The 23,077-nt window shown below is 72.1% G+C and carries 13 protein-coding genes and 1 pseudogene; 9 read left to right on the top strand and 5 right to left on the bottom strand.

The annotated features are described in order from the left end of the window. Nucleotides 1-58: 58 nt before the first annotated feature. Together PSQ21_RS29630 and PSQ21_RS29635 are read right to left on the bottom strand one after the other, a co-directional pair. Nucleotides 59-2,044, bottom strand: a complete 1,986-nt coding sequence (locus PSQ21_RS29630; protein ID WP_274034368.1) for an NACHT domain-containing protein — start codon at nucleotides 2,042-2,044, stop codon at nucleotides 59-61. Between the two features lie 296 nt (nucleotides 2,045-2,340). Beyond that, the gene (locus tag PSQ21_RS29635; RefSeq protein WP_274034369.1) at nucleotides 2,341-2,808 is read right to left on the bottom strand and encodes a hypothetical protein; all 468 of its coding nucleotides are present in this window, start codon (nucleotides 2,806-2,808) and stop codon (nucleotides 2,341-2,343) included. A 173-nt stretch (nucleotides 2,809-2,981) separates the two neighbouring features. Between PSQ21_RS29635 and PSQ21_RS29640 the strand changes: the two are divergent. Beyond that, a pseudogene (locus PSQ21_RS29640) lies at nucleotides 2,982-3,200 on the top strand (hypothetical protein); the annotation flags it as partial. 94 nt (nucleotides 3,201-3,294) lie between these two features. Here PSQ21_RS29640 and PSQ21_RS29645 read toward each other — a convergent pair. Next, entirely contained in the window at nucleotides 3,295-3,693 is a 399-nt protein-coding gene (locus tag PSQ21_RS29645; RefSeq protein WP_274036111.1) for a hypothetical protein, read from the bottom strand. A gap of 9 nt (nucleotides 3,694-3,702) precedes the next feature. Beyond that, on the bottom strand, nucleotides 3,703-7,245 hold the full coding sequence (locus PSQ21_RS29650) for an ALF repeat-containing protein (protein WP_274034370.1): 3,543 nt from the start codon (nucleotides 7,243-7,245) through the stop codon (nucleotides 3,703-3,705). Between the two features lie 538 nt (nucleotides 7,246-7,783). On the opposite strand from PSQ21_RS29650, the gene PSQ21_RS29655 reads away from it, so the two are divergent. The 4 genes from PSQ21_RS29655 (at nucleotide 7,784) to PSQ21_RS29670 (ending at nucleotide 13,069) form a co-directional block, all read left to right on the top strand. Then, nucleotides 7,784-8,260 carry a hypothetical protein gene (locus tag PSQ21_RS29655; RefSeq protein ID WP_274034371.1) on the top strand — a complete coding sequence of 159 codons (477 nt, stop codon included), beginning with the start codon at nucleotides 7,784-7,786 and terminating at the stop codon, nucleotides 8,258-8,260. 55 nt (nucleotides 8,261-8,315) lie between these two features. Next, nucleotides 8,316-10,490 (top strand): trypsin-like serine protease, encoded by a 2,175-nt coding sequence (locus tag PSQ21_RS29660; RefSeq protein ID WP_274034372.1) that lies wholly within the window; start codon nucleotides 8,316-8,318, stop codon nucleotides 10,488-10,490. A gap of 131 nt (nucleotides 10,491-10,621) precedes the next feature. Further along, nucleotides 10,622-11,521: an alpha/beta hydrolase gene (locus PSQ21_RS29665; RefSeq protein ID WP_274034373.1), complete on the top strand. Its 900-nt coding sequence runs from the start codon at nucleotides 10,622-10,624 to the stop codon at nucleotides 11,519-11,521. Between the two features lie 81 nt (nucleotides 11,522-11,602). Further along, nucleotides 11,603-13,069 carry an FG-GAP and VCBS repeat-containing protein gene (locus tag PSQ21_RS29670; protein WP_274034374.1) on the top strand — a complete coding sequence of 489 codons (1,467 nt, stop codon included), beginning with the start codon at nucleotides 11,603-11,605 and terminating at the stop codon, nucleotides 13,067-13,069. 358 nt (nucleotides 13,070-13,427) lie between these two features. Here PSQ21_RS29670 and PSQ21_RS29675 read toward each other — a convergent pair whose 3' ends face one another. Beyond that, nucleotides 13,428-15,926 (bottom strand): GTPase-associated protein 1-related protein, encoded by a 2,499-nt coding sequence (locus PSQ21_RS29675; RefSeq protein ID WP_274034375.1) that lies wholly within the window; start codon nucleotides 15,924-15,926, stop codon nucleotides 13,428-13,430. Nucleotides 15,927-16,262: 336 nt separating this feature from the next. Here PSQ21_RS29675 and PSQ21_RS29680 point away from each other — a divergent pair, with 336 nt between their 5' ends. The 4 genes from PSQ21_RS29680 to tdh all read left to right on the top strand — a co-directional run bounded on the left by PSQ21_RS29680 (nucleotide 16,263) and on the right by tdh (nucleotide 23,052). Next, nucleotides 16,263-17,087, top strand: a complete 825-nt coding sequence (locus tag PSQ21_RS29680; protein ID WP_274034376.1) for a hypothetical protein — start codon at nucleotides 16,263-16,265, stop codon at nucleotides 17,085-17,087. Between the two features lie 9 nt (nucleotides 17,088-17,096). Next, the gene (locus tag PSQ21_RS29685) at nucleotides 17,097-19,277 is read left to right on the top strand and encodes a bifunctional serine/threonine-protein kinase/ABC transporter substrate-binding protein (RefSeq protein WP_274034377.1); all 2,181 of its coding nucleotides are present in this window, start codon (nucleotides 17,097-17,099) and stop codon (nucleotides 19,275-19,277) included. A gap of 1 nt (nucleotide 19,278) precedes the next feature. Then, on the top strand, nucleotides 19,279-21,660 hold the full coding sequence (locus PSQ21_RS29690; protein ID WP_274034378.1) for a bifunctional serine/threonine-protein kinase/ABC transporter substrate-binding protein: 2,382 nt from the start codon (nucleotides 19,279-19,281) through the stop codon (nucleotides 21,658-21,660). A gap of 363 nt (nucleotides 21,661-22,023) precedes the next feature. Continuing rightward, nucleotides 22,024-23,052 (top strand): L-threonine 3-dehydrogenase, encoded by a 1,029-nt coding sequence (gene tdh, locus PSQ21_RS29695; RefSeq protein ID WP_274034379.1) that lies wholly within the window; start codon nucleotides 22,024-22,026, stop codon nucleotides 23,050-23,052. The last annotated feature ends 25 nt before the right edge of the window (nucleotides 23,053-23,077 follow it).

Below are 23,077 nucleotides of genomic sequence, written 5' to 3' on the forward strand. Positions count from 1 at the left end.
CGGGAGGGGCCGGGGGTCTTTGTGAAGCGACTCCGCCCGCTCTCCCGCCGAGACGGCGTCATCCCGCGAGGTGGCGTTCCAACTCCACGTGCCGGAATTCATAGGAAGCACCGGACTGGCGGAGCACGCCGAGCCGGTGTGCGTCGTCCAGGAATGCCATCAGCCGGAACGGCACCCGCCCCAGGAGCGCATAGCAGCAGCGGCTCACCGCGTAGACGCCCCACGCCGTGTCCTTGAACCCCATGACCAGCCCCACGATCAGCCCCAAACCGCTCGTGAAGGCCAATGCGGCGAGGAGGGGCGGCACGAGATCGATCAGGTGCGCGCCCTCCGGTACGGGGACGGCATAGGCCATCACGAGCGTCATGAGCAGGGCGAACACAGCGGTTACCGAAGCTGTCCACGTCGCGACCAGTCCGACGAACGTCCGCCGGTCCCGCTTGACCAGGGAGTCTGGCGTCAGGGGCTCTTCGAGGTCGGCCTCGCGAGGACCCCAGCCGAAGGCGGCACCGCCCACAACGGCGAAAAGGGCGGCGAGGGCCAGATACGGGCCCGGCGCCCTGGCGATCTCTCCCTCCTGCACCTGCACGTCGACCATGGCGGCGCCCATGAGCGCTCCGACCCCCGCCGGGATCCAACGCCAGCGCCAGCGCAGGCCCGAGGAAGGGGTGCGGAGCATGGGGCCGGTGAACATCGACGTCTTGACCATGAACCCGAGGAACAGAGTGCAGAAGACCGCGAGGGAGAGTGGCGCGGTGCTCCGCAAGGTGACGAAGACGTAGAGGGACGCCAGGCCCGCGAGTGTCCAGGAGATCCGTCGACGGACGTGAGCGGGAATGTGGTGCATCGTCCACCACGACAGCTCGGTGCCCGCACCTCCCTGGAAGTTGCGGTGCTGCCGGGCGAGGAAGCGCAGATACCGCTCGGCTTGGTCGGCGTCGCAGAACGGCCGAGCGTTTCCCTCCCTGCTCCGATAGACCGTACGGACGAAGGAGTCGAAGAGGTGCCGACGCACGGCGGCTTCGTCGGGAAACAGGGTCGTTTCGCACAGCTCGCCCCCGGTCGTCGCAGGGTATGGGCCTGCGCAGACGGAACGGCACAGGAACAACATGAGGGGGGTCCGTAGAGCCAGACCCACGGGAGAGCCGCTCCCGAGCTCCGCGACCAGGGCGCCCCACTCCCCATCCTGGCCCTTCTGCCGCAAATAGGCCTCTGCTTGGTCGGGGTCCACCGGCTTGATCACGACTCCGGCTGCGCCCTCGAGGAGCAGTGGCTCTTCGCCCGCCCTGCGCACCGTCTCGGCGTATTCGTCGGTCCGGCCGGCGAGCACCAAGGGATGGTTGGACCAGCCGAGACCGTTGATCTGTTGAATTGCCTGCCTTCTCGCCGCGGCGGAGAGTTCATCGAAGCTGTCGAAGACGGGGATGATTTGCCGCAGTTCGACCAGAGCCTGGGCTCGGCTCTTTCCTCCGAAGGGCGCCGGAGCGGGCTGTGCCAAGGTGGGTTCCTCCAGCACCAGGCGGGAGGCCATCCACTCCTCCAGCCCCATCGTGCTTGCGTGCCAGCGGTTGAGGGGGAGGCGTACCGGCACAGGCTCGGCGGGTGTACGCCGGTGGAGCAATGCCTCTACCAGTCGCTCCAGGAGCACCGTTTTGCCGGCCCCTACACCGCCGAGGAGTACCAGCCGCTTCGTGGGCACTTTGTCGAGCAGGACCGTTGCCAGCTCCGTACCGGCGCCGTCGATCGACTGAAGCTCTGCCACCGTGCCCGGTCCGGGGCGACTCAAGGCCCTACGTCGCAGAGCAGGCAGGTCTTCGGTGAGGGCTCCCAATTCCTGTTCCCAGGCGATGGAGATGGGGAAGGGGTCGCTCCACACACTGCTGTCCGCCGAAGCGCTCTGCTGGCGTATACGCGTCGCCAGGATCTCCACTGCCTCAGAGAGGGGCTGCGACTGGGCACTGTCCCTTTTCGCCTGCACAACGAGAGCCAAGGAGGCCAGGGCGACAGGCGCCAGGAAGACCGTCGCGAAGTCGGCCGACTCCAAGCCAGCCCGGGAGGCAGAGAATGCCCAGACCGCTACGACGGCCGTCAAGACCCAGGCCGCCCGTGCCGGAAGCCTCTGCCAACCGTCTCCGCTTCTGCGCCTCATGACAACCGCCTCACTCCCCTTCGGCGCAGGCAGCGTAGGAGCGGAGGATCGGCCGGAGCACCACAGGCGCGCCCTACGGTTTTGCTCGGTTCGCCCACCTCTCGCTCCAGTTCTCTCACCTGCGCGGGCTGATCCACGACATGGATCACCCTAGGCGGAGCCACTGACAGTCGAACGGGAGCGGGTGGGGCTCACTCGTCCGTGGACGTCTCCGCCTCGGACCGCAGCAGCGGGTGGATCACCCCGGGGAAGACGGTCGCCTGCACGACCTCCTTGGCCGACCCGCGCTGGACGACGGTCTCGGCGACGCCCCAGGGCCGCCCGGCCAGGTGGATGGTCAGGGTGTACGAGGAGGAGCAGCCGGTGCACTCATAGCGGTCGGCCCAGGTCTCGACCTCGGTGGTGGAGCCCGGGTAACGCTTCACGTGCCGGTGACGGGCGTGGCAGCGGTCGCAGGTCTCGCCCGGCTCACAGGTCCCGCCGCACGGACACGGCACGTCGAAGCTGTCGGCGGGCGTCCAGCGCTGCACGAGAACGGCTTCGCGGGTGGCGGCGGTGTCCTTCATGGCCTTGAGGTTGCGGGCGGCGACGTTGTACGACTCGCCGGTGGCGGCCATCCGGTCACGGATGACGTCCTTGCGTCCACGGTTGGTCGTCATGTTGCTCCTCCTGGGTTCACGCAGCCCGCCAGGAGGCCCATGAGTCAATCAGTCAGTACCTCTTTACGTTACCCGCCCGGCACCGGCGTCCGGACCGGGCGGGCTTCAGGTGGGCCCTGGGGGAACCCGGAAACCCGCGGGCTCTTCGGGCCGGGTTCCGGCAGGATGCCTTCGTGAACCATGTTCTGCGCGGTCTCGCCGCCAACCCGTCCCTGCCGTCCGAAGCGGTCGACCGGCTGATCGCGGTCGCGGACGCCGACCTCGTCTAAACCCTCTCGTGCCGTGCGGATCTCAGCCGCGACCAAGCGGTCGCCCTGGGTTCCCGCGTGGGAGGCAGCGCGGTCAGCCTCGCGTACGGGGGCCGACTGACCGCCGCCGACATTGATCCCGCAGTGTGCTGGACCCACTCGGCCGGGTGCGCCGCTGGCGGGGCGCCCTGTGGGACCTCACGGAAACTCCGCAGCGGCCCCACAGGGATCGTTCCTCCTACGGCGGATCGCCCTCGTGCAGCAGGGCCCGAAGGTGGTGGTACTGGGCGTACATGGACGCGAGTGCCCAGGGATCGTCACGTACTTCCAGGAACTCAAGAATCAGCGAGAGCAGCAGGTCGGTGGCTTGCTGCTCCTGCTCCGACTCCAGGCGCAGGTGGTCGAACCCTCGGAACGTGAAGTCCGGCAGTGCCTGAGCGAGAACCGTTACCAGCCAGTGTCGGCTTGAGAGTTCTCCGTGACGCACGGCCAGCCACTCGTTGAAGCCGCGAAGAAGTCCACCGGAACGCGCCTGGTCGAACCCCAGAAGGAAGGCGGCGGTCGGGTGGTACGTATGGCCTAGACCGTACAGGCCCGGCCGGTCCCGCACCTGTTCGATGAACCGCTTGTCGTTCATTTACTACCTCTAGAACCCGAAGTTGATCATGTCATTCCATTTCCACCTGGCTTTGTATTCGGCGATGGTGTCCCCGCCCCTCCCTGTCCAGGCGTCGTAAACCCGCCCATTGAACACCACTACCACGTGGTGATACCACCCTGATTCAATATCACGGTAAGCAGGGAGAAAGCTGGCCCCTATCGGCATGATCTTTTTTATTTCGCCGCCCCCGAGGCTGTTGCGGATCTGCTCGGCGCAAGCCTCGCAACCACTGGAATCAGCGATCTTGTCAACGCTCCTTGGTAGCCCGGGGACGTTGTGCTCGAAGCACGGAACGTCACTGGACGATGCCAGCGCGATGCGCTTGACGTCTGTAGACCTGCTGGCGATCTTGCAGCTACGCTTGAGGAGCTTGAGAGCGTCGTACGACTTCTTGAGCGCTTTGACCTTGGCGCCGACGAGGACTTCTCCTACGAGAGTGGCGCAGCTGGAGAAGTCCTTGTTCTGGAGGCACGCTTCGAGCTCGCCGAGGCCGATGAACTCCTTGGTGACATCCATCGACTTGTCCAGCGCGTCACCGATTTCTCGGCCGTGTTCGAGGATTTGGCAATTGATCGGGGACTGCCTGCACCAGCGGGCGTACTCGTACGGATCGCAGGGGATGATGCCCTGCCTGCACCGGTACAGCTGTCTGGCCCGCCGGCCGTCCTCGTTCCTCTCCTTCTCCTCGACGGCGGCCTTGCGGCGGGCCTCTTCCTCCTGCCGCTTCTTCGTGACCGCGATGACGAACGCCTCGGTGGACGCCGTGATCGCTGCCGCCGCGTCCTTGCCCGCGGCGATCGCCGACTTCCGTGCCTCGTCGGCGGCGTGCCAGGCGCCGGCCGCGTGAACCTGGGCCATCTCCGAGGACAGCGTGGCGTCGGCTGCCGAACTCGCGGCATCGGTCGCGGCGATGTCCGCACTCTTCGCAACGTTGGTGGCGGTCTTGGCGGAGGCGGCTGCGCTGGCCGCAGAGGTTTCGGCGTCCTTGGCGTGTTGTGCCGCTTCGTCGGCGTAGCCCTGCGCCTTGGTCGCGGACGCGTTGGCCTTCTCCGCCCATTCGTTGGCCTCGGCGGCTGCCTTGCGGGCAGTGGCGGCGACCTTCTGGGCGGTCTGCGCGTTCTTCTGCGCGGTGGCGGCGATCTTCGCCGCGTCGGCGATCAGCTTCTGGACCTGCGCCTTGTGGGTGGCGTTGAGAAGGTCTTGGCGTTCCTTCTTGTACTGCCCGGTCGCGATGAAGGCGTGGAGGATCTGCGGGGATCCCGCCAGGGCGATGCGTGCTGCGGACTGCACCTCCGGGCCGCCGGAGGAGAGGAGTTGTGCTGCCCGTACCCGCTCGTCCTGGGTTCGCGCGGTGTGCTGTGTGTCAGTCAGGAAGACGCTGAACTTCTTCGGATCGTCCGTGGCGAGAGCTGTCCGGCCAGCTTCCGCCAGGATCGGGCCCGCACCATCGATGGTCTGGACGATGGCGACGCGCATATCCGTGGCGGCGGCCTGGTACTGGCCGTTCTTGATGAACTCGGTGACGGTGGCCGCGTCGCCGTCCAGCGCGGTCTCGGCCGCGTCCCTGACGGCTTTGGTCGGGCTCTCCTCGGCGAGGCGCTCGATGTAGGAACGGTCGTCCTGCTCCTTGGCCGTTCTCCAGCCGTTGCGCAGGTAGTCGATGACGACCTCGTCGGGGCCGGCGAGCGCTGCCTCGGCGGCGGCACGCTCCCACGCCGTGCCGTTCTTCATCACGAGTACGGCAAGCTTGCGCCCCTGGCTCGCGACGGCCGTCAGGTCGGCACCCGGTTCGGCTGCCACGGCGACCAGCCGGTCCCGCTCGGCGTTCCGGTCCTTTACCGCCTGCTCCAGCGCGTCGATATCGGCGATCCGGGCCTCGTCGGCAGCCTTGTGGTCGGCGGCTCGCTCAAGGCCCGCGTTGGTCCGGCCGAGGAGTTCCGCCGTCTCCACTTCACGTGCGAGCGTGTATATCTCCTGTGCCTTGGCCACCGCACTGCTCGCGGCGTTCGCCGCCTCGGTGGCCGCGTCGGCGTGTGCGGTGGACCTCTCGGCCGCCTTCGCGGCGTCGTGCGCCTGGTCGGCGGCCTCGGTAGCGGCCGCCGCCGCGTTGTTCGCGTGCACAGCGGCCGCCCTGGCGGACGCACCTGCCTGGCGGGCCGCCGTCGCCGCCTTGGCGGCCAGATCCCTGGCGGCGGCGGCGGCGCGGTTGGCCTCGGCGGCGTGGCGCTTGGCGGCGGCTGCCGCGGCGCGGGCCTCGGCACCGGCGGCGCTGGACTGGCCGGCGAGGTTACCCGCCCGGGTGGCCGCGTCGGCCGCGAGGTCCGCGTTGGCCCCCGCGCTGATGGCGGAGTCCGCGGCGGCGACGGCCGCGTCGGCCGCGACCGCGGCCTGGTCGGAAGCGTCGGCGGCCAGAACGGCGCCCTTGCCCGCGTCACGGGCCTTCTCCGCCGCCGTACGCGCCGCGGCGGCGTTGTCCTTGTCGACTGCCGCGTCAGCGGCCGCGTTCCGCGCGTTCGATGCCGCCTGGGCGGCGCCCGCCGCGGCGGCAGCTGCCCGCGATGCCGCGCTCGCAGCCACCCGCGCCGCGTTGTTCGCCGCCTGGGAGGCGTTGATCGCCGTCTGCGCCGCGCTCGCGGCCTGCGAGGCCGCCTTCGCCGCGCGTCCGGCGGCACGGGCCGCCGCCGCCGTGTCGTCCTTGGCGAGCTCCGCCTCCTTGGCCGCCGTCAACGCGGCTTGTTTGGCCAGCTCTGCGGCCTTCACCGCCTTGGCCGACTCGGATTTGGCGGCCACCGTCTCCTTGGCGGCCTGCCGCCCCGCCTCCTGGGCCAGCGCGGCCAGCTGAGCGACTGTGGCATGCTCCTGGTCCTTGGCCTGCGCGACGAACTGCCCGACCTCCAGGAACTCCCGGATGTCCGCAGCGGTGCCGGACAGCGCCAGCCTGCCCGCAGCCCGCACGTTCGTGCCGCCCAGGCTGAGCACCTGAACGAGCCGCACCCGTTCGTCCTGCTCACGCTGGGTGTACTGCCCCTTCTGCAGGAACGCGGCAACATCATCCGCGGAACCAGCCAGCGCAGCACGACCTGCGTCCTGAACATTCGGCCCGCCGGCACTGATCACCTGCGAGACCTGGACTCGCTCGTCCTGCCTCATCGGCTCTTCCCAGCCCCAGCTGAGGAAGATCTCCAGCTCCTCCTGGGTTCCTGCGAGGGCGGCGCGGGCGGCTGTCAGAAGCTCCGTACCGCCGATGCCGGCAATCTGTGCCGCGGACACACGTTTGTCCTGAAGCGCGATGCCGTCGGCCGCCGTCAAGAACGCCTGCAGTTCGGCGTCACTGCCGGTCAGGGCCGCCTCCGCGGCCGCCTTCACGCCCGGGCCGCCTTCGACCCAGTAGTCGACCGCGCGGCCACGATCGCTGGGGGTGGCCTCAGCCAGCGCCGATATCCGCTCCGAGACGGGTTCAGGCTCCGCGGCTGAGACAGGTGCCGTGCCCAGAAGGCTCAGTGCGAGGGCAAGGGGCAGAAGGCTCACTACCAGGGTTCGTGCAGCACCCCCTATTCGCCTCCCGTGGTCAATTCTGATGAATCTTCGGTCCATCAAATTCTCCTGATTTCGGTGGCTCTAGCCGCCGCTCGATTTATTCCGGCTCGGGGATCATAACGGCCGCCGCGCCAGGAGTGGTTCGCCTGACTGCTTTGAGGAATATGAGAGCAGATGGGGCGCTTTGCCCTTCCTTTGCCTCACTCTTGCTGAGGACTCCGTAGGCGAGATCTTCACAGCTAGGGGCTAGTTACGGACACGATCGACGCGAACGCAAAAGGTGATATATGGATTTAGTATGGCCATCATGCGGCGGAAGCCTACTGCCTATTTAGTCATTAAATTGCACCAATCGGTACATGTTAATCCGTTGACTCGGTGTAAATAGGCGGCTATGTTTCTCAAGCTTTTTCACTCTTCCTTCACACCTCTAGGCAGGGGCCTCCGGATTGCAGGCGCCATGCCTGAAAGGATTTTCTCGGTGGCTTCCCGCGCACGTGCATTGTTTATTTCAGGAGCGATAGGCGCATTGGCGGCGCTGATCGGAGTGCCGCTCGCTTTCGCGTCCGAGGCCTCCGTCACCTCCATGCCGGCTGCGGCCGCAGAGGCCCCGCCGTCCGCGGTCGAGGACTTCGCCTATCCCGGTGCCGCCGACATCCTGGCGACCAAGGGCATCGAGCTGAAGAAGGGTGACGGCCGCGTTCTGCTGGTCGACTGCGACCCCAACGCCGACCAGATCGTGGTGAGGACCGTCGCTGACCCGGCGGTCGGCCGTGCCGACAACTACTGTTTCCGCGCCACCGCCAAGACCGGCTACCTCACCCTTGAGCTGCCCCGGGTCTTCATGATCGAGCTGATGGCCTCCGAGCACCCCATCAGCGCTGACCTCACCGCCAACAACCAGACCACGACGGTGGACGTCGAGGCAGGCGGCTGGGCGAGTGTCGGTGAGGGCGAGATCGGCGGGCCTCGTTCGGTCCTGGTCGAGATCCGCGTCACCGGCTGATCTCCGCACCTCGCGCTCGCCCCTTACCTCCCCTGACATGAGCAAGGATCAGATCGTGCCCAGAACGCGCCCGCGCGCGGCCCTCTTCACCGGGCTGCTCGCGACCTCCCTCGCTGCCGGCGTCCTCAGCGCCGCCCCGGCTCAGGCTCTCTCCGGAACCGCCGTCGCCGTCGGCACCCACACCTTCACCGCGAAGCTGGAGATCGGTGAGGGCGACACGAAACGTGCCTGTACCGGGGCCCTGATCGACCCTCGGTGGGTCGTCACCGCCAGCAGCTGCTTCACCACCGGGACCGCGGCACTCGTCCGGGGGAAGCCCGCGGCGAAGACGACCGCGACGGTCGGCCGCACCGATCTGACCGCCACGGGCGGACACGTCAGTGAGATCACTGAGATCGTCCCGTACGAAGGGCGGGACCTGGTGATGGCCCGCCTCGCCGCGCCCGCGGCGGGCATCAGCCCCGTCACCATCGCCACCACCCCCGCCACTTCCGGCGCCACGCTCACCGCGGTCGGCTACGGGCGGACCCGGACCGAGTGGGTGCCCGACAAACTCCACGCGGGGCCGTTCACCGTCACCGCGGTCAACGGGCCGACCCTGGACATCGTCGGCGCGAGCGCGGGCAGTGCGATCTGCAAGGGGGATGCCGGTGGCCCCGTCCTGCGCCAGGACGGCGGCACGGTGGCGCTCGTGGGGGTCAGCGGCAGCTCCTGGCAGGGCGGATGTTTCGGGGAGACCGAGACCCGCACCGACGCCGTGGCCGCCCGCACCGACGACCTCAGGCCGTGGATCGACGAAGTCATCTCCGGTGCCAGCGACTTCAACTGCGACGGTGCGCGTGACGTAGCGATCGCGGACCCCGACGCCACGGTGAACGGTGCCGCTAAGGCCGGCCGTGTGCAGCTGGTCTACGGTGCGGGGAAGGGCAACGGGGAGCTGTCGCAGGCGCTGCCGATCGTCTCCGGCTCCGCCGAGGCCAACGACCGGTTCGGCGGCTCACTCGCGACGTTCGACCACAACCTCGACGGCTGCACCGACCTGGCCATCGGCGTCCCCGGTGAAGCGATCGGCACCAACGCCGGCGCCGGCGGAGTCCACATCGTCTACGGCTCGCCCGCCGGTCTCGGCCAGGGCAGGGCGACGGTGAACCTGGTCCAGGGCTCCGGCAGCGGCGCCCTGGCCGGCATGGGCGCCGAGGCGGGCGACCGCATGGGCGAGGCCCTCGCCGCGGGGACGACGATCGCCGGGGTTCCGTACCTCGCGATCGGCCTGCCGGGCGAGGACGGCTCCGGGTTCACCAACGCCGGCGCGGTGGTCTATCTGCACGGCACCGGACAGACCAACGTGCTGGTCAACCAGGCGTCCGAAGGCGTGGCCGGAGCCATGGAGAGCAACGACGACTTCGGTGCCTCCCTCGCCGGATCCCCCCAGCACCTGGCCATCGGCGCGCCGGGAGAGGCGATCGGCGGTATGGCCGACGCCGGTGCCGTGAGCGTGTTCAACCACAAGCTGAACGCTGCCAAGATCCCCACCGGCATCGCCGGACTGGACCAGAACCTGGCCGAGATCGAAGACGCGTCCGAGGCCGCTGACACGTTCGGGTTCTCACTGAGCATGACCGCCTACCGGCCCAACGCGGCCGCGACCGGCACCGAGTCCCTGCTCGTGATCGGCACCCCGGGCGAGGGCACCTCCACCATCCCGACCACCGGACGGATCGACGTCGTCCGCCTGACCCCCACCGGCTTCAGCCAGCTCTCCGGTGTCCACCAGGGCACGACGGGCATGACCGGGACGAACGAGGACGGCGACCGGTTCGGGCACACGGTGTCCGCCATCAGCACGCGCCCCGACGCGGTGAGCACCGCCACCAACACCCTGGTGGCGGTCGGTGTACCCGGTGAGGACATCGGCACCGCGACCGACGCCGGAGGCGTCTACACCTTCGGTCTGCTCGGAGCCCCCGGCGACTCCGACACCACTGTCCACCCGGGTGCCGTCGGTCTGCCCGGCGCTCCGGTGACGGGCGAGAAGGTCGGCAGCGCGGTCACCGCCACCGGAACGCACCTCTACGTCGGCGTCCCCGACGGGCCGACCGCCTACGGTCGCGCGCACGCCCTGTCCTGGGCCAACGCCACCGGCAGCGGCAGCGGGCCCGTCACCACGTACGAGCCCGGCAAGGACGGACTCCCCGCGACCGGACAGCGGTTCGGCGCCGGCATGCGCTGACCCGCACCGAGGGAAGCAGCACCTTCCGGCCCCGGGAAACACCAGTCTGGTTTCCCGGGGCCGGTCCCTGCCCAGCACCCCGGCGGGAGCGCACCACTCCCCGCCCCCTCTCCTTCGTGAAAGAGACTTCCGTGCGTCGCACTCTTCTGATCCTCGCGGCCGCCGTGCTCGCGATCGCCGGCACCACGGCCGCGGCGCCCGCCGCGATCAAGGCACCCGCCGTGGTGAAGGCCGAAGCCGCCACCCAGCAGTACGGCACCCACCGCCACCAGACCGTGGACATCACCTGGAACCCGTCGCCGGCGCCCCGCCCGGCGGTCGTCCTCATCACCGGCGGCTACTGGTACACCCACGCCAGCTGGGACACCTGGGCGCAGCAATTCGCCGACCAGGGCTTCCAGGTGTTCGCCATGGACTACCGGCTGAACTTCGAAGCGGCCTGGCCCGCCCAGCGCGACGACGTGGCCGGCGCGGTGAAGTGGGTACGGGACAACGCCGGCCGGTACGACGCCGACCCGGACAACGTCCTGTTGGTCGGCTCGTCGGCAGGCGGGCAGATGGCCACGGACGCCGCGACCCGGGGCGCCAACGCTCTCGGCCTCAAGGGGATCGTCGCGCTGTCCCCGGTGGCCTCCCCGTACCGTGCCTGGCAGGACGGCAACACCTCCACCGTCGACAAGATCCGCAAGCTTCGCGACAACGCGACCCTTCTGGCCCGCTGCTACCCCGACCCCGCCGACAACTCCACGGGCGACCGGGAGACCGGCTGCTGGGACACCTGGCGCGACATGGAGTCCAAGAACGCCGTCGGCAAGGGGGACGCCCCGATGCTCCTGGTCCACTCCGACGGCGACTTCGTGCCACCCGTGCACTCCACCGAACTGGAAGCCGCGGCCAAGGCCGCGGGCGTTCCCGCCTCGGACGTCGCCACGCGTGTCGTCGCCGGCTCCACCGCCCACGGTCAGAAGCTGCTGGGCACTCCCGGCATGTTCGCCACCGTCGTCTCCTGGCTCAAGGCCCGCACCGTCTGACCCGCCCCCCCCGGCACGCCCGGCCCCTCCCGGGCCGGGCCCCCACACGTTTCGCCCCCTACCTTCTTCAAGGAGCAGCAGATGAGTCGGCGTCCCCGAGTCGAACGCCCGTCCACCCGACAGCGTGTCCGTGCGGTGACCGTCGTACTGGCCGTGACCGGTATGGGCTGCCTGGCCTGGCCGGGGGCCGTCCAGGCGGCGCCCGGTGCGGCCCCGGCGAGCCGGGCGGACTTCAACAACGACGGGATCGACGACCTGATCGCGGGCGTTCCGCAGGCGTCGTCCGCGGCAGGGCAGGTGTCCATTCTCCCGGGGAGCGGCAGCGGCCCGGGGGCAGCAGGGCTGAAGGTCATCACACAGAGCGGCTCCGTCCCGGGCTCGCCCGAGACCGGCGACCGCTTCGGCGCCGACGTCGCGTACGGGGACGTCGACGGCGACGGCCTCACCGACCTCGCCGTCGGCTCGCCCGGCGAGGCCGACAGCGTGTACAAGGAACGCGGCAACGTCATCGTCCTGACCGGCAGCAGCCAACTCACCCAGGGCGACTACTTCACCACCTCGGACAGTGACCCCCGCAACCCGGGCAGGGCACGCCTGGGGACAGCCGTCGCGATGGGCGACATCACCGGCGACGGGCTGGACGACGTCGTCGGCGTGGGCCCCGGCTCCGCCGGGTCGGGCGGCTGGCTGGTATGGCGTGACAGCGCCAGCAACAAAGCGACCACCCTGCGTCTCACCTTCGAAGACCTCAACCATGTCGATGTCGCGGTCGGCGACTTCAACGGTGACGGATTCGACGACGTCGCCGTCACCACGGTCGACCGTTACGGACAGGCACGCGCCTACGAGTACCCGAGTGCCGGCCGGGCCGGGCTCACCCACGCCATGGCCATCCAGATGGGCGCCGGCCGGACCATCGACGCCGGAGACATCAACCAGGACGGCCGCGACGACATCGTCATCGGCCAACCCGCCCCCACCGAAGCGGCCCCGGCCTACGGCGGTACCACCGGCGGGCAGGTCACCGTCAAACTCGGCCAGGACTACGGTCTCTACTACCGCGGACACACCACCGCCATCAGCCAGTCCACCCCCGGCGTGCCCGGAGAGTCCGAGGAAGGCGACGCCATGGGCACCTCGGTCGCCCTGCACGACCTCGACGGCGACAACACCCTCGACATCGTCACCGGCCTCCCCGGTCAGGACTCCACCGTGGGAACCGTCACCAGCGCCGATGCCGGAAGCGTTCTCCTGCTGAACCTGACGACCACTCCGGACGGCATCGCGCTCAAGAGCGCCACCGGCCTCAGCCAGGGCACCGGCGGCATCGGAGGCGGCGGCGAGACCGGCGACCACTTCGGCACCGCCGTCACCGCGGGCGACTTCACCGGAAACGGCACCGCCGGCCTCGTGCTCGGAGCGGCCGGAGAGAACGGCGGCGACGGCACCACCGTCTACCGCCCCGCCACCGGCCCCGCCGCCTTCCTCGGAAAGGGCGTCGCGGGGACCCCCACCGGGGGCCGACTCGGCAGCGTCCTCACATCGTGAGAACGGGATCTCCACCGAAGAACCCTCAGCGGTCCGCGGCTGACCGGAACACCGCGGAACCGCCCTTCGGAAGGATTACTTCCACTGGCGGAGACGAAGAATCACTTGCCCATTGACCTCGCCTTTTCTTGGCTCCGCACCACCACCAGGCCGGAAGAGCCGCCCAGGTACTCCGGGGACTGGCTGAACGATTCATCAGGTGCGGGCACCCCGGAACTCACCTTCGCGCCCGGGAACGGGCTCCCGCCGTGCGACTGCACCCTCGACTGGATAACCCTGCGGCACTCGGGCGAGTGCCCGCCCCCTCCCTGAGCGGTCCTTGAGGGGCCGGCCGGCATCGGTCTCCGGCCCCGCCCCATCACCCCCGCCGCACCCGCCCCACGATCCGGCGGCCCAGCCGTCCCAGGGTGCTCGACCGGTTCCAGTCCCGGAAGGCGTCGGCCCGGCCGCTGCTGCCCGTGCGGCCCACCGTCGCCTCGACCTCCGCGACGTCCTCGGCCGACATGCCGCGTACGGCGGGGCGCAGGACGTCGTCGAGCAGGGCGGCGGCCACCGGCGGCCAGGCGCGGCCCGCGTGCGGGTGGGCCGTCCAGACGGTGAAGCAGTCCGCCGCGTAGGCGGGTTGCGTGCGCAGTCGGGTGCGTACGGCTTCGGTCCGGGCCGCCCGGTCGTACGCGGCGATCAGCTCGGCGTCCTCGCCGTGGACGAAGTCGTACAGCTCGGCCCCCGGGCGGTCCGGGGCCAGCAGGCGTTCGACCAGGGCGGCGTACGCCCGTTCCCGGAGCGCCGGCTCGACCGGCTCCGCCTGCGCGCACAGGGTGCGTACCCGCTCCGCCCAGCCGGGCTCGGGTGCCCCGGTGCGCAGTTCGCGGACGAGGTCCAGCAGGAGGAGCCCGGCGCGCTGCCGGCCGCCGATCTCCTCGGGGAAGCCGCGCAGGAGGTCGTGGGCGAGCCCGGCCGCCTCGTCCGTACCGGAGGCGTCCGTACCGGAGGTGGACGTGCCGGAGGCGGACGTACCGGCGACGGAGGCCCCGGTGGACGGGCTGAGCGCCGTGTCGACCAGGCGCGCCCACGTACCGGCCGCGCGGTGCGCGTCCGAGGTGGCCGCGTCCAGCAACAGTCGGGCCTCCCCGACCGTCGGGGCCCGGTCCTCCCACACCAGGCCGACCGCCGTCCGCAGGACCAGGGGCTCCGCGAAGGGGGAGAGGCCGGCCGCCCGCAGCACCCGGTGCCACACCGCCGCCCGGTCACCGCCCAGGGTCGCCATCGCCTCCGGCACCTCGGCGCACATCCGCAGATGCGGCAGCGCCTGCGTACCCGTGAACGGCAGCGCGACCCGCTCCAGGAACCGGGCCACCGCCCCGGGGTCCTCGGGCGCGAGCCGGTCCAGTGCGCCGAGCAGCGCCGTCCGCACCTCGAACTGCTCGTCCAGCAGCTCCAGCAGGGCCGGTGCGAAGCCCGGGGGGCCTTCGTGCGCCGCCGCCTCCGTCAGCAGCGCGGGCGCCAGCCGGTCCACGACCCCCGGCAGGGACGTGGTGCCGTCCACGCCCAGCAGCCGGGCCACGCGCAGCAGTTGCACGGTACGTGCCACCGGGCGCGAGCCGACCGTGTCGGCCAGCTCGGTCAGGATCTCCGGGCCCAGCCGCTCGGCGACCACTGCCCCCTCCGGACCGGCGAACGCGTCCCGGCGCGGCAGCTCCAGAGAGCCGTTGCCGCCCCGCACCGCCTCCGTGACCAGCATCGCCGCGAGCGGGGCGGTCACCGAGGCCGGGCAGCGGCCCTCCAACGCGTCGAACAGTCGCCCGGCCGCGTCGAATTCGGGACCGGTGCGATCGTCGACGGCGGGGGAGGTGAGGGCTTCCACCAACTGGCCCGTCCGCTTGGCGTCCAGCGCGTACGGGCGGTCGGCGGCCCAACCGGCCGCCGCCGCACGCCCGTCCGGTCCCAGCTCGATCCCCGCACAGAGCGCCGTCACGGCCAACGGGCCCGCCGCGAACGGCTCCCCGGGCAGCTCCCGCGCCTCCCGGAACAGCTCCGGCGACCGGCTCCGCCAGACCCGCGCCGCCGTCGCCGCCCAGGCGTCGACCGGACCGCCGTCCGCCGGAAGCGGCCCCGCGCACGTGTGCACCCGCAGGCCCGCCGCTCGTGCCGCCTCCGCGTCCTCGGGCAACACCCCCACCACCCGCGACGTCGAACTCTCCGGCCGCCGCGTGTACGTGGTGAACGTCAGCCGCTCCGCGCTCTCCCTCGGCAAGGTGACCGACGCGAGCCCCAGCCACCGGGCGACGTCCGCGCACTGGCGCTCCACCAGTACCACCGGCCGCCCCTCGGCCGCCTCCGCGTCGCTCGCCCGGCGCAGATCCGCCAGCACGGCCGCGAGCCAGGGGCCGCGCGAGACGGCGAAGTCGTCGAGGCCCTCGGAGACCGCCGCCGGACCAGGGGGCGGCGTCAACGGGTCCGGCACCGGCCCGCCGGGCGTCGCCGCCACCCAGTGCGGCGACCGCCACGTCTCGACCGGCAGCCGGTCGTCCGGCAGCGGGACCCCCGGCGGCAGACGCACCGCGTGCGCGTGGAACCGTACGCCCGACCCCGCACGGTCCGTGTCCCGCACCGCGGCCGAACGTGCCACCAGCCGACTGCCGTCGGACAGAACGAAGTATCCGAACGCCTGGGGCAGTGCCCGCAGTTCGTCGTCGGACGGCCGGGGGGGAACGCCCCCGGGAAGCTCGTAGCGCACCAACGGCTCGATCTCCGCCAGCAGTGCCCCCGACACTTCTGGGCCGACTGCCGTGAACCGGCCGGCCGTTTCCTCGTCCCCCGGCGCGGAGGAGGTGTAGTGCACCTGTGCAAGGCTCATCTGTCGGCCCTCTTCGTCCTGCCGCGCCCGATCCCCGTGCCCGCCCCCGTACGGCTGGGGTCGGGGGAGAAGTCCGCAGCCGCGGGGGCGACGTTATCAAGGACGGGGGCGAAATCCCTACGCTGCGTCAGGCGCTGCCCCGAGGGCCGGTACCAGGGCGTGGTGCGAAGGGAGCGCCGTCCGAGATCCCGGCGGAGACCGCCCGAGGGGCCGGGGCCGCCGCCCCGGGGCGGCACCGCGCATGTCCCGACGAGGTAACAGTCCCTCCGGGCACCCACCGGCCACGCCGGGCGAACCTATGATCGACGGGGCGTCGAGGAGGAACGGGGAAACGCTGTGACCTGTCACGTGCCGTTAAGAGCGGGCCGGTACGCGCTGCCGCTGACCCTGGTGACCGTGCTGCTCGCCGGCTGTTCCGGCGCGGCGGACGACCCGGGGAGAACGGAGAAGCGCGACGCTTCGGCGAGCGCGAGCCCGGGCGGCAGCACCGGTGCCGGGCCGTCGACCGATGCCGCGGACGCCTTCGAACCCGACCCCGCCCGGCTCCCGAAGACCCGGGCCGAGGCACGTGAGCTCATCGGCCGTGTCATCGCCGGCCCCGACGGCTTCGGCCCCGGAGTGGTGAAGCGGAGTCCGTACGAGAGCGACCCGGCGACCTGGCCCGTGCTCGGCGAGGACTGCGTCTGGCAGCAGCGGAAGCCCGCGCACAGCGTCCTGGCCACCCTCACCCGGTCGTTCGAGGTTCCCGCGGAGGCGGACAAGGGACCGGTGCGCCTGGCCGCCGTCGTCACCGTGCACCGCAGCCGCGAGGACGCGGCCTGGGAGATGGCGGAGTCGATCGAGGAGAGCATGCGCTGCCCCACCCAGCAACTGCGCGAGGGCGAGACGATCGGATCCATGGTCGCCGCGGCGCTCCTCGGAGGTGAGAGCGCGCAGGGCCACTCCGAGGACTTCCTCAGCGAGGCGGGGGAGTTCCGGAGCTCCGAACTGGGCGGGCCGCACTACTACGCCTGGCAGCAGGCGCAGACCCTCCAGTTCACCGTCGCCGTGACCGGCAAGGGGGCGAAGGGCCGCACCGAGGAAGAGATCGACGCACTCGTCTCCGAGGCGCAGGGCGCCATGCTGTCCCGGCTCGAAAACGCCGTCGAGAAGCAGAGCTGAGGCCGGGCGATGGACGACCTGCGACCCACTGATCCCGCCCGTGTCGGCGGTCACCGGCTCCTGGGCCGCCTCGGAGCCGGCGGCATGGGCGTCGTCTACCTCGGGCGCACCGACGCCGGAGCGCTCGCCGCGATCAAGGTGATCCTGCCCGAACTCGCGGGGGACGAGGACTTCCGGACCCGCTTCCGTCGTGAGACCGAGGCGGCCCGCCGGGTCGACAGTCCCTGGGCGGTGCCGGTCACCGGCGCCGACACCGAGGGCGAACGCCCCTGGCTCGCGACGGAGTTCGTCCCCGGGCCGACGCTTTCCGATGTCGTCGCCCGGCGCGGGCCGCTGCCCGTGCGCGGTGTCACGGTCCTCGGCCGGCTGCTCGCCCGCGCCCTGGCCGCCGTGCACGGGGCCGGGCTCGTCCACCGCGACGTCAAACCCGGCAACGTCCTGCTGACGGCCGACGGTCCCCGGCTGATCGACTTCGGGATCGCCCGCGCCGCCGACGCCACCGCGCTGACCGCCACCGGACTCGTCGTCGGCACCCCCGGGTTCCTCCCGCCCGAGCAGGCGTCCGGGGACACCGCGGGACCGGCCGGGGACATCTTCTCGCTCGGCTGCCTCCTGGCGTACGCGGCCACCGGCCGGCCGCCGTTCGGCAGCGGAGCGGTCGACGCGCTCCTCTACCGGACCGTCCACGACGCGCCCGACCTCGACGGGATCGACGACGCCCACCTGCGCGCCGTCCTGGACCGCTGCCTCGCCAAGGACCCCGGTGAGCGTCCGGCCGCCGCCGACCTCGACCCCCTGATCGCCGGGGGCATACCGGCCGGCCCCACCGCCGACTGGCTGCCCGAGGACGTCCTCCGGATCATCGCGGAGCGGTCCGCCGCCGTGCTGGCCCTGCCCGACATCGACGCCACCGTCACCGAGGAGCCCGGCCCGCCGGAACCCGCCCCCGGCCGGCGGCGGTTCCTGCTCCTCGCGGCGGGCGGCGCGGTGGCCCTCGGCGCGGGCGCCTTCGCCGCCGTACGCCTCACGGGCGACGGGCCCGGCGGCGGCGGGGACGCGGCCCCCGGCGGACGCCGCTGGATCATCGGCGTGCACGCCGATCTCACCGGCCCCCTGAGCGCCGCCGGACGTGCCCAGGAACGCGGCGCCCGGCTCGCCGTCGACCGCTTCAACTCCCTCGACGACCAGCCCTTCCGGCTCGCCGTGAAAGTCCTCGACGACCAGGGGGACCCCGCCCGCTCCGCCCGCGTCGCCGAGGAGTTCGCCCGCGACCCGGAGGTCGTCGCGGTCATCGGCCCCACGGGCAACGCGGCGGCCGGGGCGGCCCTGGCCGCGTACGACGAGGCGGTGCTGCCGGTCCTGACGGTGTCGGCCCTCCAGATCGCCTTCCCCGCCCGGGCCAACAAATCCTTCTTCCAGGCCGCCCCCTCCTACGCGTCGCTCTGCGTCCCCATCGTCCACCGGCTCCTCCTGCGCCCCGGCGTCGAGCGGCTGGGCATCCTGATCGACCGGGCCGGCGGGCAGGCGTCCTACCAGGCGGGCTATACGGCGCACCTGATGACGCCCAGCCTCACCACCGGCACCACCCACCCCCGCGTGGTGCCCGCCGGCACGACCGTCTTCGACCCGGTCGTCACCGACCTCCTCTCCCACCGGAGCGACGCCGTCTTCTACGCCGGTGACGCGGCCGGCGCCTCCCGGGTCGCCCGCATCCTGGCCGACCTCTCGTTCACCGGACCGCGCATGGCCCAGCACACCGTCATGGGGCCGGAGTTCCTGGAACAGGCGGGCGCGGCGGCCGACGGCTGGGAGTTCGTCGCACCGTTCACCGACGCGAGCGCCCCGGCCGCCGCGACGTTCGCCGCCGCCCACCGCAAACGCTTCGGCGCCGCGCCCGCCGCCTGGTCGGCCGAGGCGTACGACATGGCGGGGCTCGTCGCCCGCGAACTGGCCGCCCTGGCCGACCGGACGGCGAAGAGCGCGAAGCCGGGCGCCGGGCCCTCCGGGAGCGACCGCCCCACCCGCTCCCGGCTCACCGCCGCGATCGCCGCCTCCCGGTACGAAGGCGTCTCCCGCGCCTACGCGTTCGACGACAAGCGGCAGCAACTCGTCGGCCAGGACGCCCACCTGTACCGGGTGAAGGACGGACGCCTGCGCTACCTCGGGGCGGCCCCGAAGCCGAAGAGCTGACGTGCGCCCCCTCATCACCGAGGACCCCCGCACCGTCGGCCCGTACCGCACCCTCGTCCGGCTCGGCGCCGGCGGCATGGGGGTGGTCTACCTGGCGCGAACGGCGGGCGGGGCGCTCGCGGCCGTCAAGGTGATCCGGGCCGAGCACGCCGCCGATCCCGGCTTCCGCGCCCGCTTCCGGCGCGAGGCCGAGGCCGCCGCCCGGATCACCGGCCCCTGGGTGGTCCCGGTGCTCGGCGCGGACACCGAGGCCCGCGAGCCGTGGCTGGCGACCGCGTTCGTCCCCGGGCCCTCGCTGGCCGAGGTGGTGGGCGCTGGCGGCGCGCTGCCCCCGCCCACCGTCCGGGCGCTCGGAAGCCGGCTCGCCGAGGCCCTCGTCGCGGTCCACGAGGCCGGGCTGATCCATCGCGACGTCAAACCCGGCAACGTACTCCTCGGCCTCGACGGCCCCCGCCTCATCGACTTCGGGATCGCCCGCCACGAGGGGGCCACCGCACTCACCGCCACCGACCTGGTGATCGGCACGCCCGGTTACCTCGCCCCCGAACAGGCGCAGGCCGGGCCGGTGGGACCGGCGTGCGACGTGTTCTCCCTCGGCTGCGTCCTGGTGTACGCGGCGACGGGCCGGCGGCCGTTCGGCGAGGGCGGTGAGGGCGGCGCGGCCGGCGTGCTGTTCCGTACGGTCCACGAGGAGCCGGACCTGGCGGGTGTGCCGCCCGGGCTGCTGCCCCTGATCGCCGCCTGCCTGAGCAAGGACCCGGCCGCCCGGCCGTCGGCGAGCCGGATCGGCGACGACCTGGGGGCGCCCGGCGAAGGGGACCGCGGCCGGTCGGGGAGGAGCCCGGGGCCGGTCCCGCTCCGGCCGCCGGACCCCCGTGCGGCCTGGGCGCCCCGCTCGGCTCCGGGTGGGCCTCCGGGGGCTCCCGGCGACGGGGCTCCCGGGGGCGGCGCGCGCGACGGAGCCTCCGGTGCGGCTCCGGGCGGGGCCGCCGAAGCCGCACCGGGCGGGGCCGCCGAAGCCGTCCGGGCCGCGGAGCCGGACACCGCCCCGCCCCCGGGGTCCTGGCTCGCGCCGCCCGGGCTCTCCGCGTTGATCGCCGAACGTTCCGCGGCCGCCCTCGCGCTGCCGGACCCCGAGCCGCTGCCCGCCACCCTCGTCCCGGACGAGGACCGGGCGTCGTCGGGGAGGGGCCTCACGCGGCGGAGGCTCCTGACCGCCGGTGGCGCCGGCGCGGTCCTGGTCACCGGCGGCTCCGGCGCGGCGTGGCTCGCCGGGCGGCGGTCCGCCAGGACCGCGTCGAGCTCCGGCGGACCGCCCACGTACACGATCGGGCTCCACGCCGACCTCAGCGGGCCGGGCCGCGCCGCCGGGCTGGCGCACCAGCGCGGCGTACGGCTCGCGGTCGCCGATCACAACGCCCGTACCGATACGACGTTCCGCCTCGCCCTGCGGACCGAGGACGATGCCGGTGACCCGCGCCGGGCGTTGCGGGCGGCCGACCGGCTGGGCGCCGACCCCGACGTCATCGCCGTGGTCGGGCCGACCGGAGACGTGCTGGCCACGGAGGTCGTCCAGCGGTACGGCAGGGCGCGGCTCGCCCTGGTCGTCGTCGCGGCAGGCTCCGCCGAGGCGTCCGTGACGCCCGCCCACCTCTGCGTGACCCGCCCGTACGACCGCATGCTCACCCCGGGCCTCCTCGGCTACGTCGTCCGGATCCGTCCCGCCGGGCGAGTCCTCCTCGTCCAGGACAGGGACGGCACCGGCCTCGGCGGACAACTGGGCAGCGAGTTCCGCAACACCCCGCCCGCCGACGCCACGCTCATCGAACACGCTCTCCCACGGGGCGACGCCGGCTTCGGCTCGGCCGCCCGCAAGGCCATGACCAGCAGGGCGGACGCGGTGGTGCTCGCGAGCGGCGACGCCTCCCGGGCCGCCCGCCTGGCCACCGCGCTCGCGGACGAGGGCTTCACCGGCAGCAGGGTCGCCGCCGGACCGGCCCTCGGGCCCGCCTTCCTCGCGGGCGCGGGCGCCGCCGCCGACGGCTGGGTCTTCGCCGAGGCGTACGCCGACCCCACGGCCCTCCCGTCGGCCCGGACGTTCACCGCCGCCCACCGCAAGCGCTTCGGCGCACCCCCGGGCACCTGGGCCGCCGAGGCGTACGACGCGGTCGGACTGATCGCCCGCGCCGCCGGGACCACCAGCGCCTCGGGGGACGTGCGCAGCGGCATGGCCGGGCGGCTCCTCCGTACCGAGCACCGGGGGATCGTGCGCCGCCTGGCCTTCCGTCCGTCGATCCGCCAGGTGCGGTACGAGAACGGGATCTTCCTCTACCGGATCGAGAAGGGCCGCCCCCGCTTCCTGGGCCCGTTCGGCGAGGTGTAGCCGCCACGGCGGAACCCGGCGACAGCCGCCATGACGCGGCCCGGCGACGGCAGCGCTCCGTGAGGCCACGGCCAGGCGTGAAGATCTCCTGCGGCCGCGCTTAAGAAATCCTCGATGGACCCGGGCCCCGTCGTACGGCAGATTTCTCCGTGACGGCCGAGGATGGCGCGTGGAGCCGTACGACGTGCAGCCGTGCGACGTGCAGCCGTACGTCCGGAGTCGTACGACGGGCTCCGTCCCGTCCCGCCGCGCCCCCGCCCCGGGGGCGATCACCCGAAAACCACCCCGGGCCGCAGGGTTCTTCCGACATGCCCCGAGGCCCGGGGTCATCCACTCGCGTACCGACGTCAGGGAGCCGCAGCCGTGAAGGCACTCGTCAAGCAGAAGGCCGAACCCGGACTGTGGCTGATGGACGTGCCGGAGCCTCAGTACGGCCCCACCGACGTCCTGATCAAGGTCCTGCGCACCGGCATCTGCGGCACCGACCTGCACATCCGCGCCTATGACGGCTGGGCCCAGCAGGCGGTCACCACCCCGCTGGTCCTCGGCCACGAGTTCGTCGGCGAGGTCGCCGCGACCGGCTCCGACGTCGCGGACATCGCGGTCGGCGACCTGGTCAGCGGCGAGGGCCACCTCGTCTGCGGCAAGTGCCGCAACTGTCTCGCCGGCCGCCGCCACCTCTGCCGCTCCACCGTCGGCCTCGGCGTCGGCCGGGACGGGGCGTTCGCCGAGTACGTCGTCCTGCCCGCCTCCAACGTGTGGGTGCACCGGGTCCCCGTCGACCTCGACATCGCGGCGATCTTCGACCCGTTCGGCAACGCCGTGCACACCGCGCTGTCCTTCCCGCTCGTCGGCGAGGACGTCCTGATCACCGGCGCCGGACCGATCGGCATCATGGCCGCCGCCGTCGCCCAGCACGCCGGGGCCCGCAACGTCGTCATCACCGACGTCAGCGAGGCCCGCCTCGCCCTGGCCCGCAAGGTCGGCGTCAGCCTCGCCCTCAACGTCGCCGACCGGACCATCGCGGACGGCCAGCGGGAACTCGGCCTGCGCGAGGGCTTCGACATCGGCCTGGAGATGTCCGGCCGCCCCGAGGCGATGCGCGACATGGTCGCGAACATGACGCACGGCGGCCGGATCGCGATGCTCGGCCTGCCCGCCGAGGAGTTCGCCGTCGACTGGTCCCGCATCGTCACCTCGATGATCACGGTCAAGGGGATCTACGGCCGTGAGATGTACGAGACCTGGTACGCCATGTCCGTCCTGTTGGAGGGCGGCCTCGACCTCGCCCCCGTGATCACCGGCCGGTACGGCTTCCGCGACTTCGAGGCGGCCTTCGACGACGCCGCGAGCGGCCTCGGCGGCAAGGTCATCCTCGACTGGACCGTCTGACCGCCTCCCCCTGGTCCGTTACTCG

It is taken from the genome of Streptomyces sp. MMBL 11-1, assembly GCF_028622875.1.
Lineage (GTDB): Bacteria > Actinomycetota > Actinomycetes > Streptomycetales > Streptomycetaceae > Streptomyces.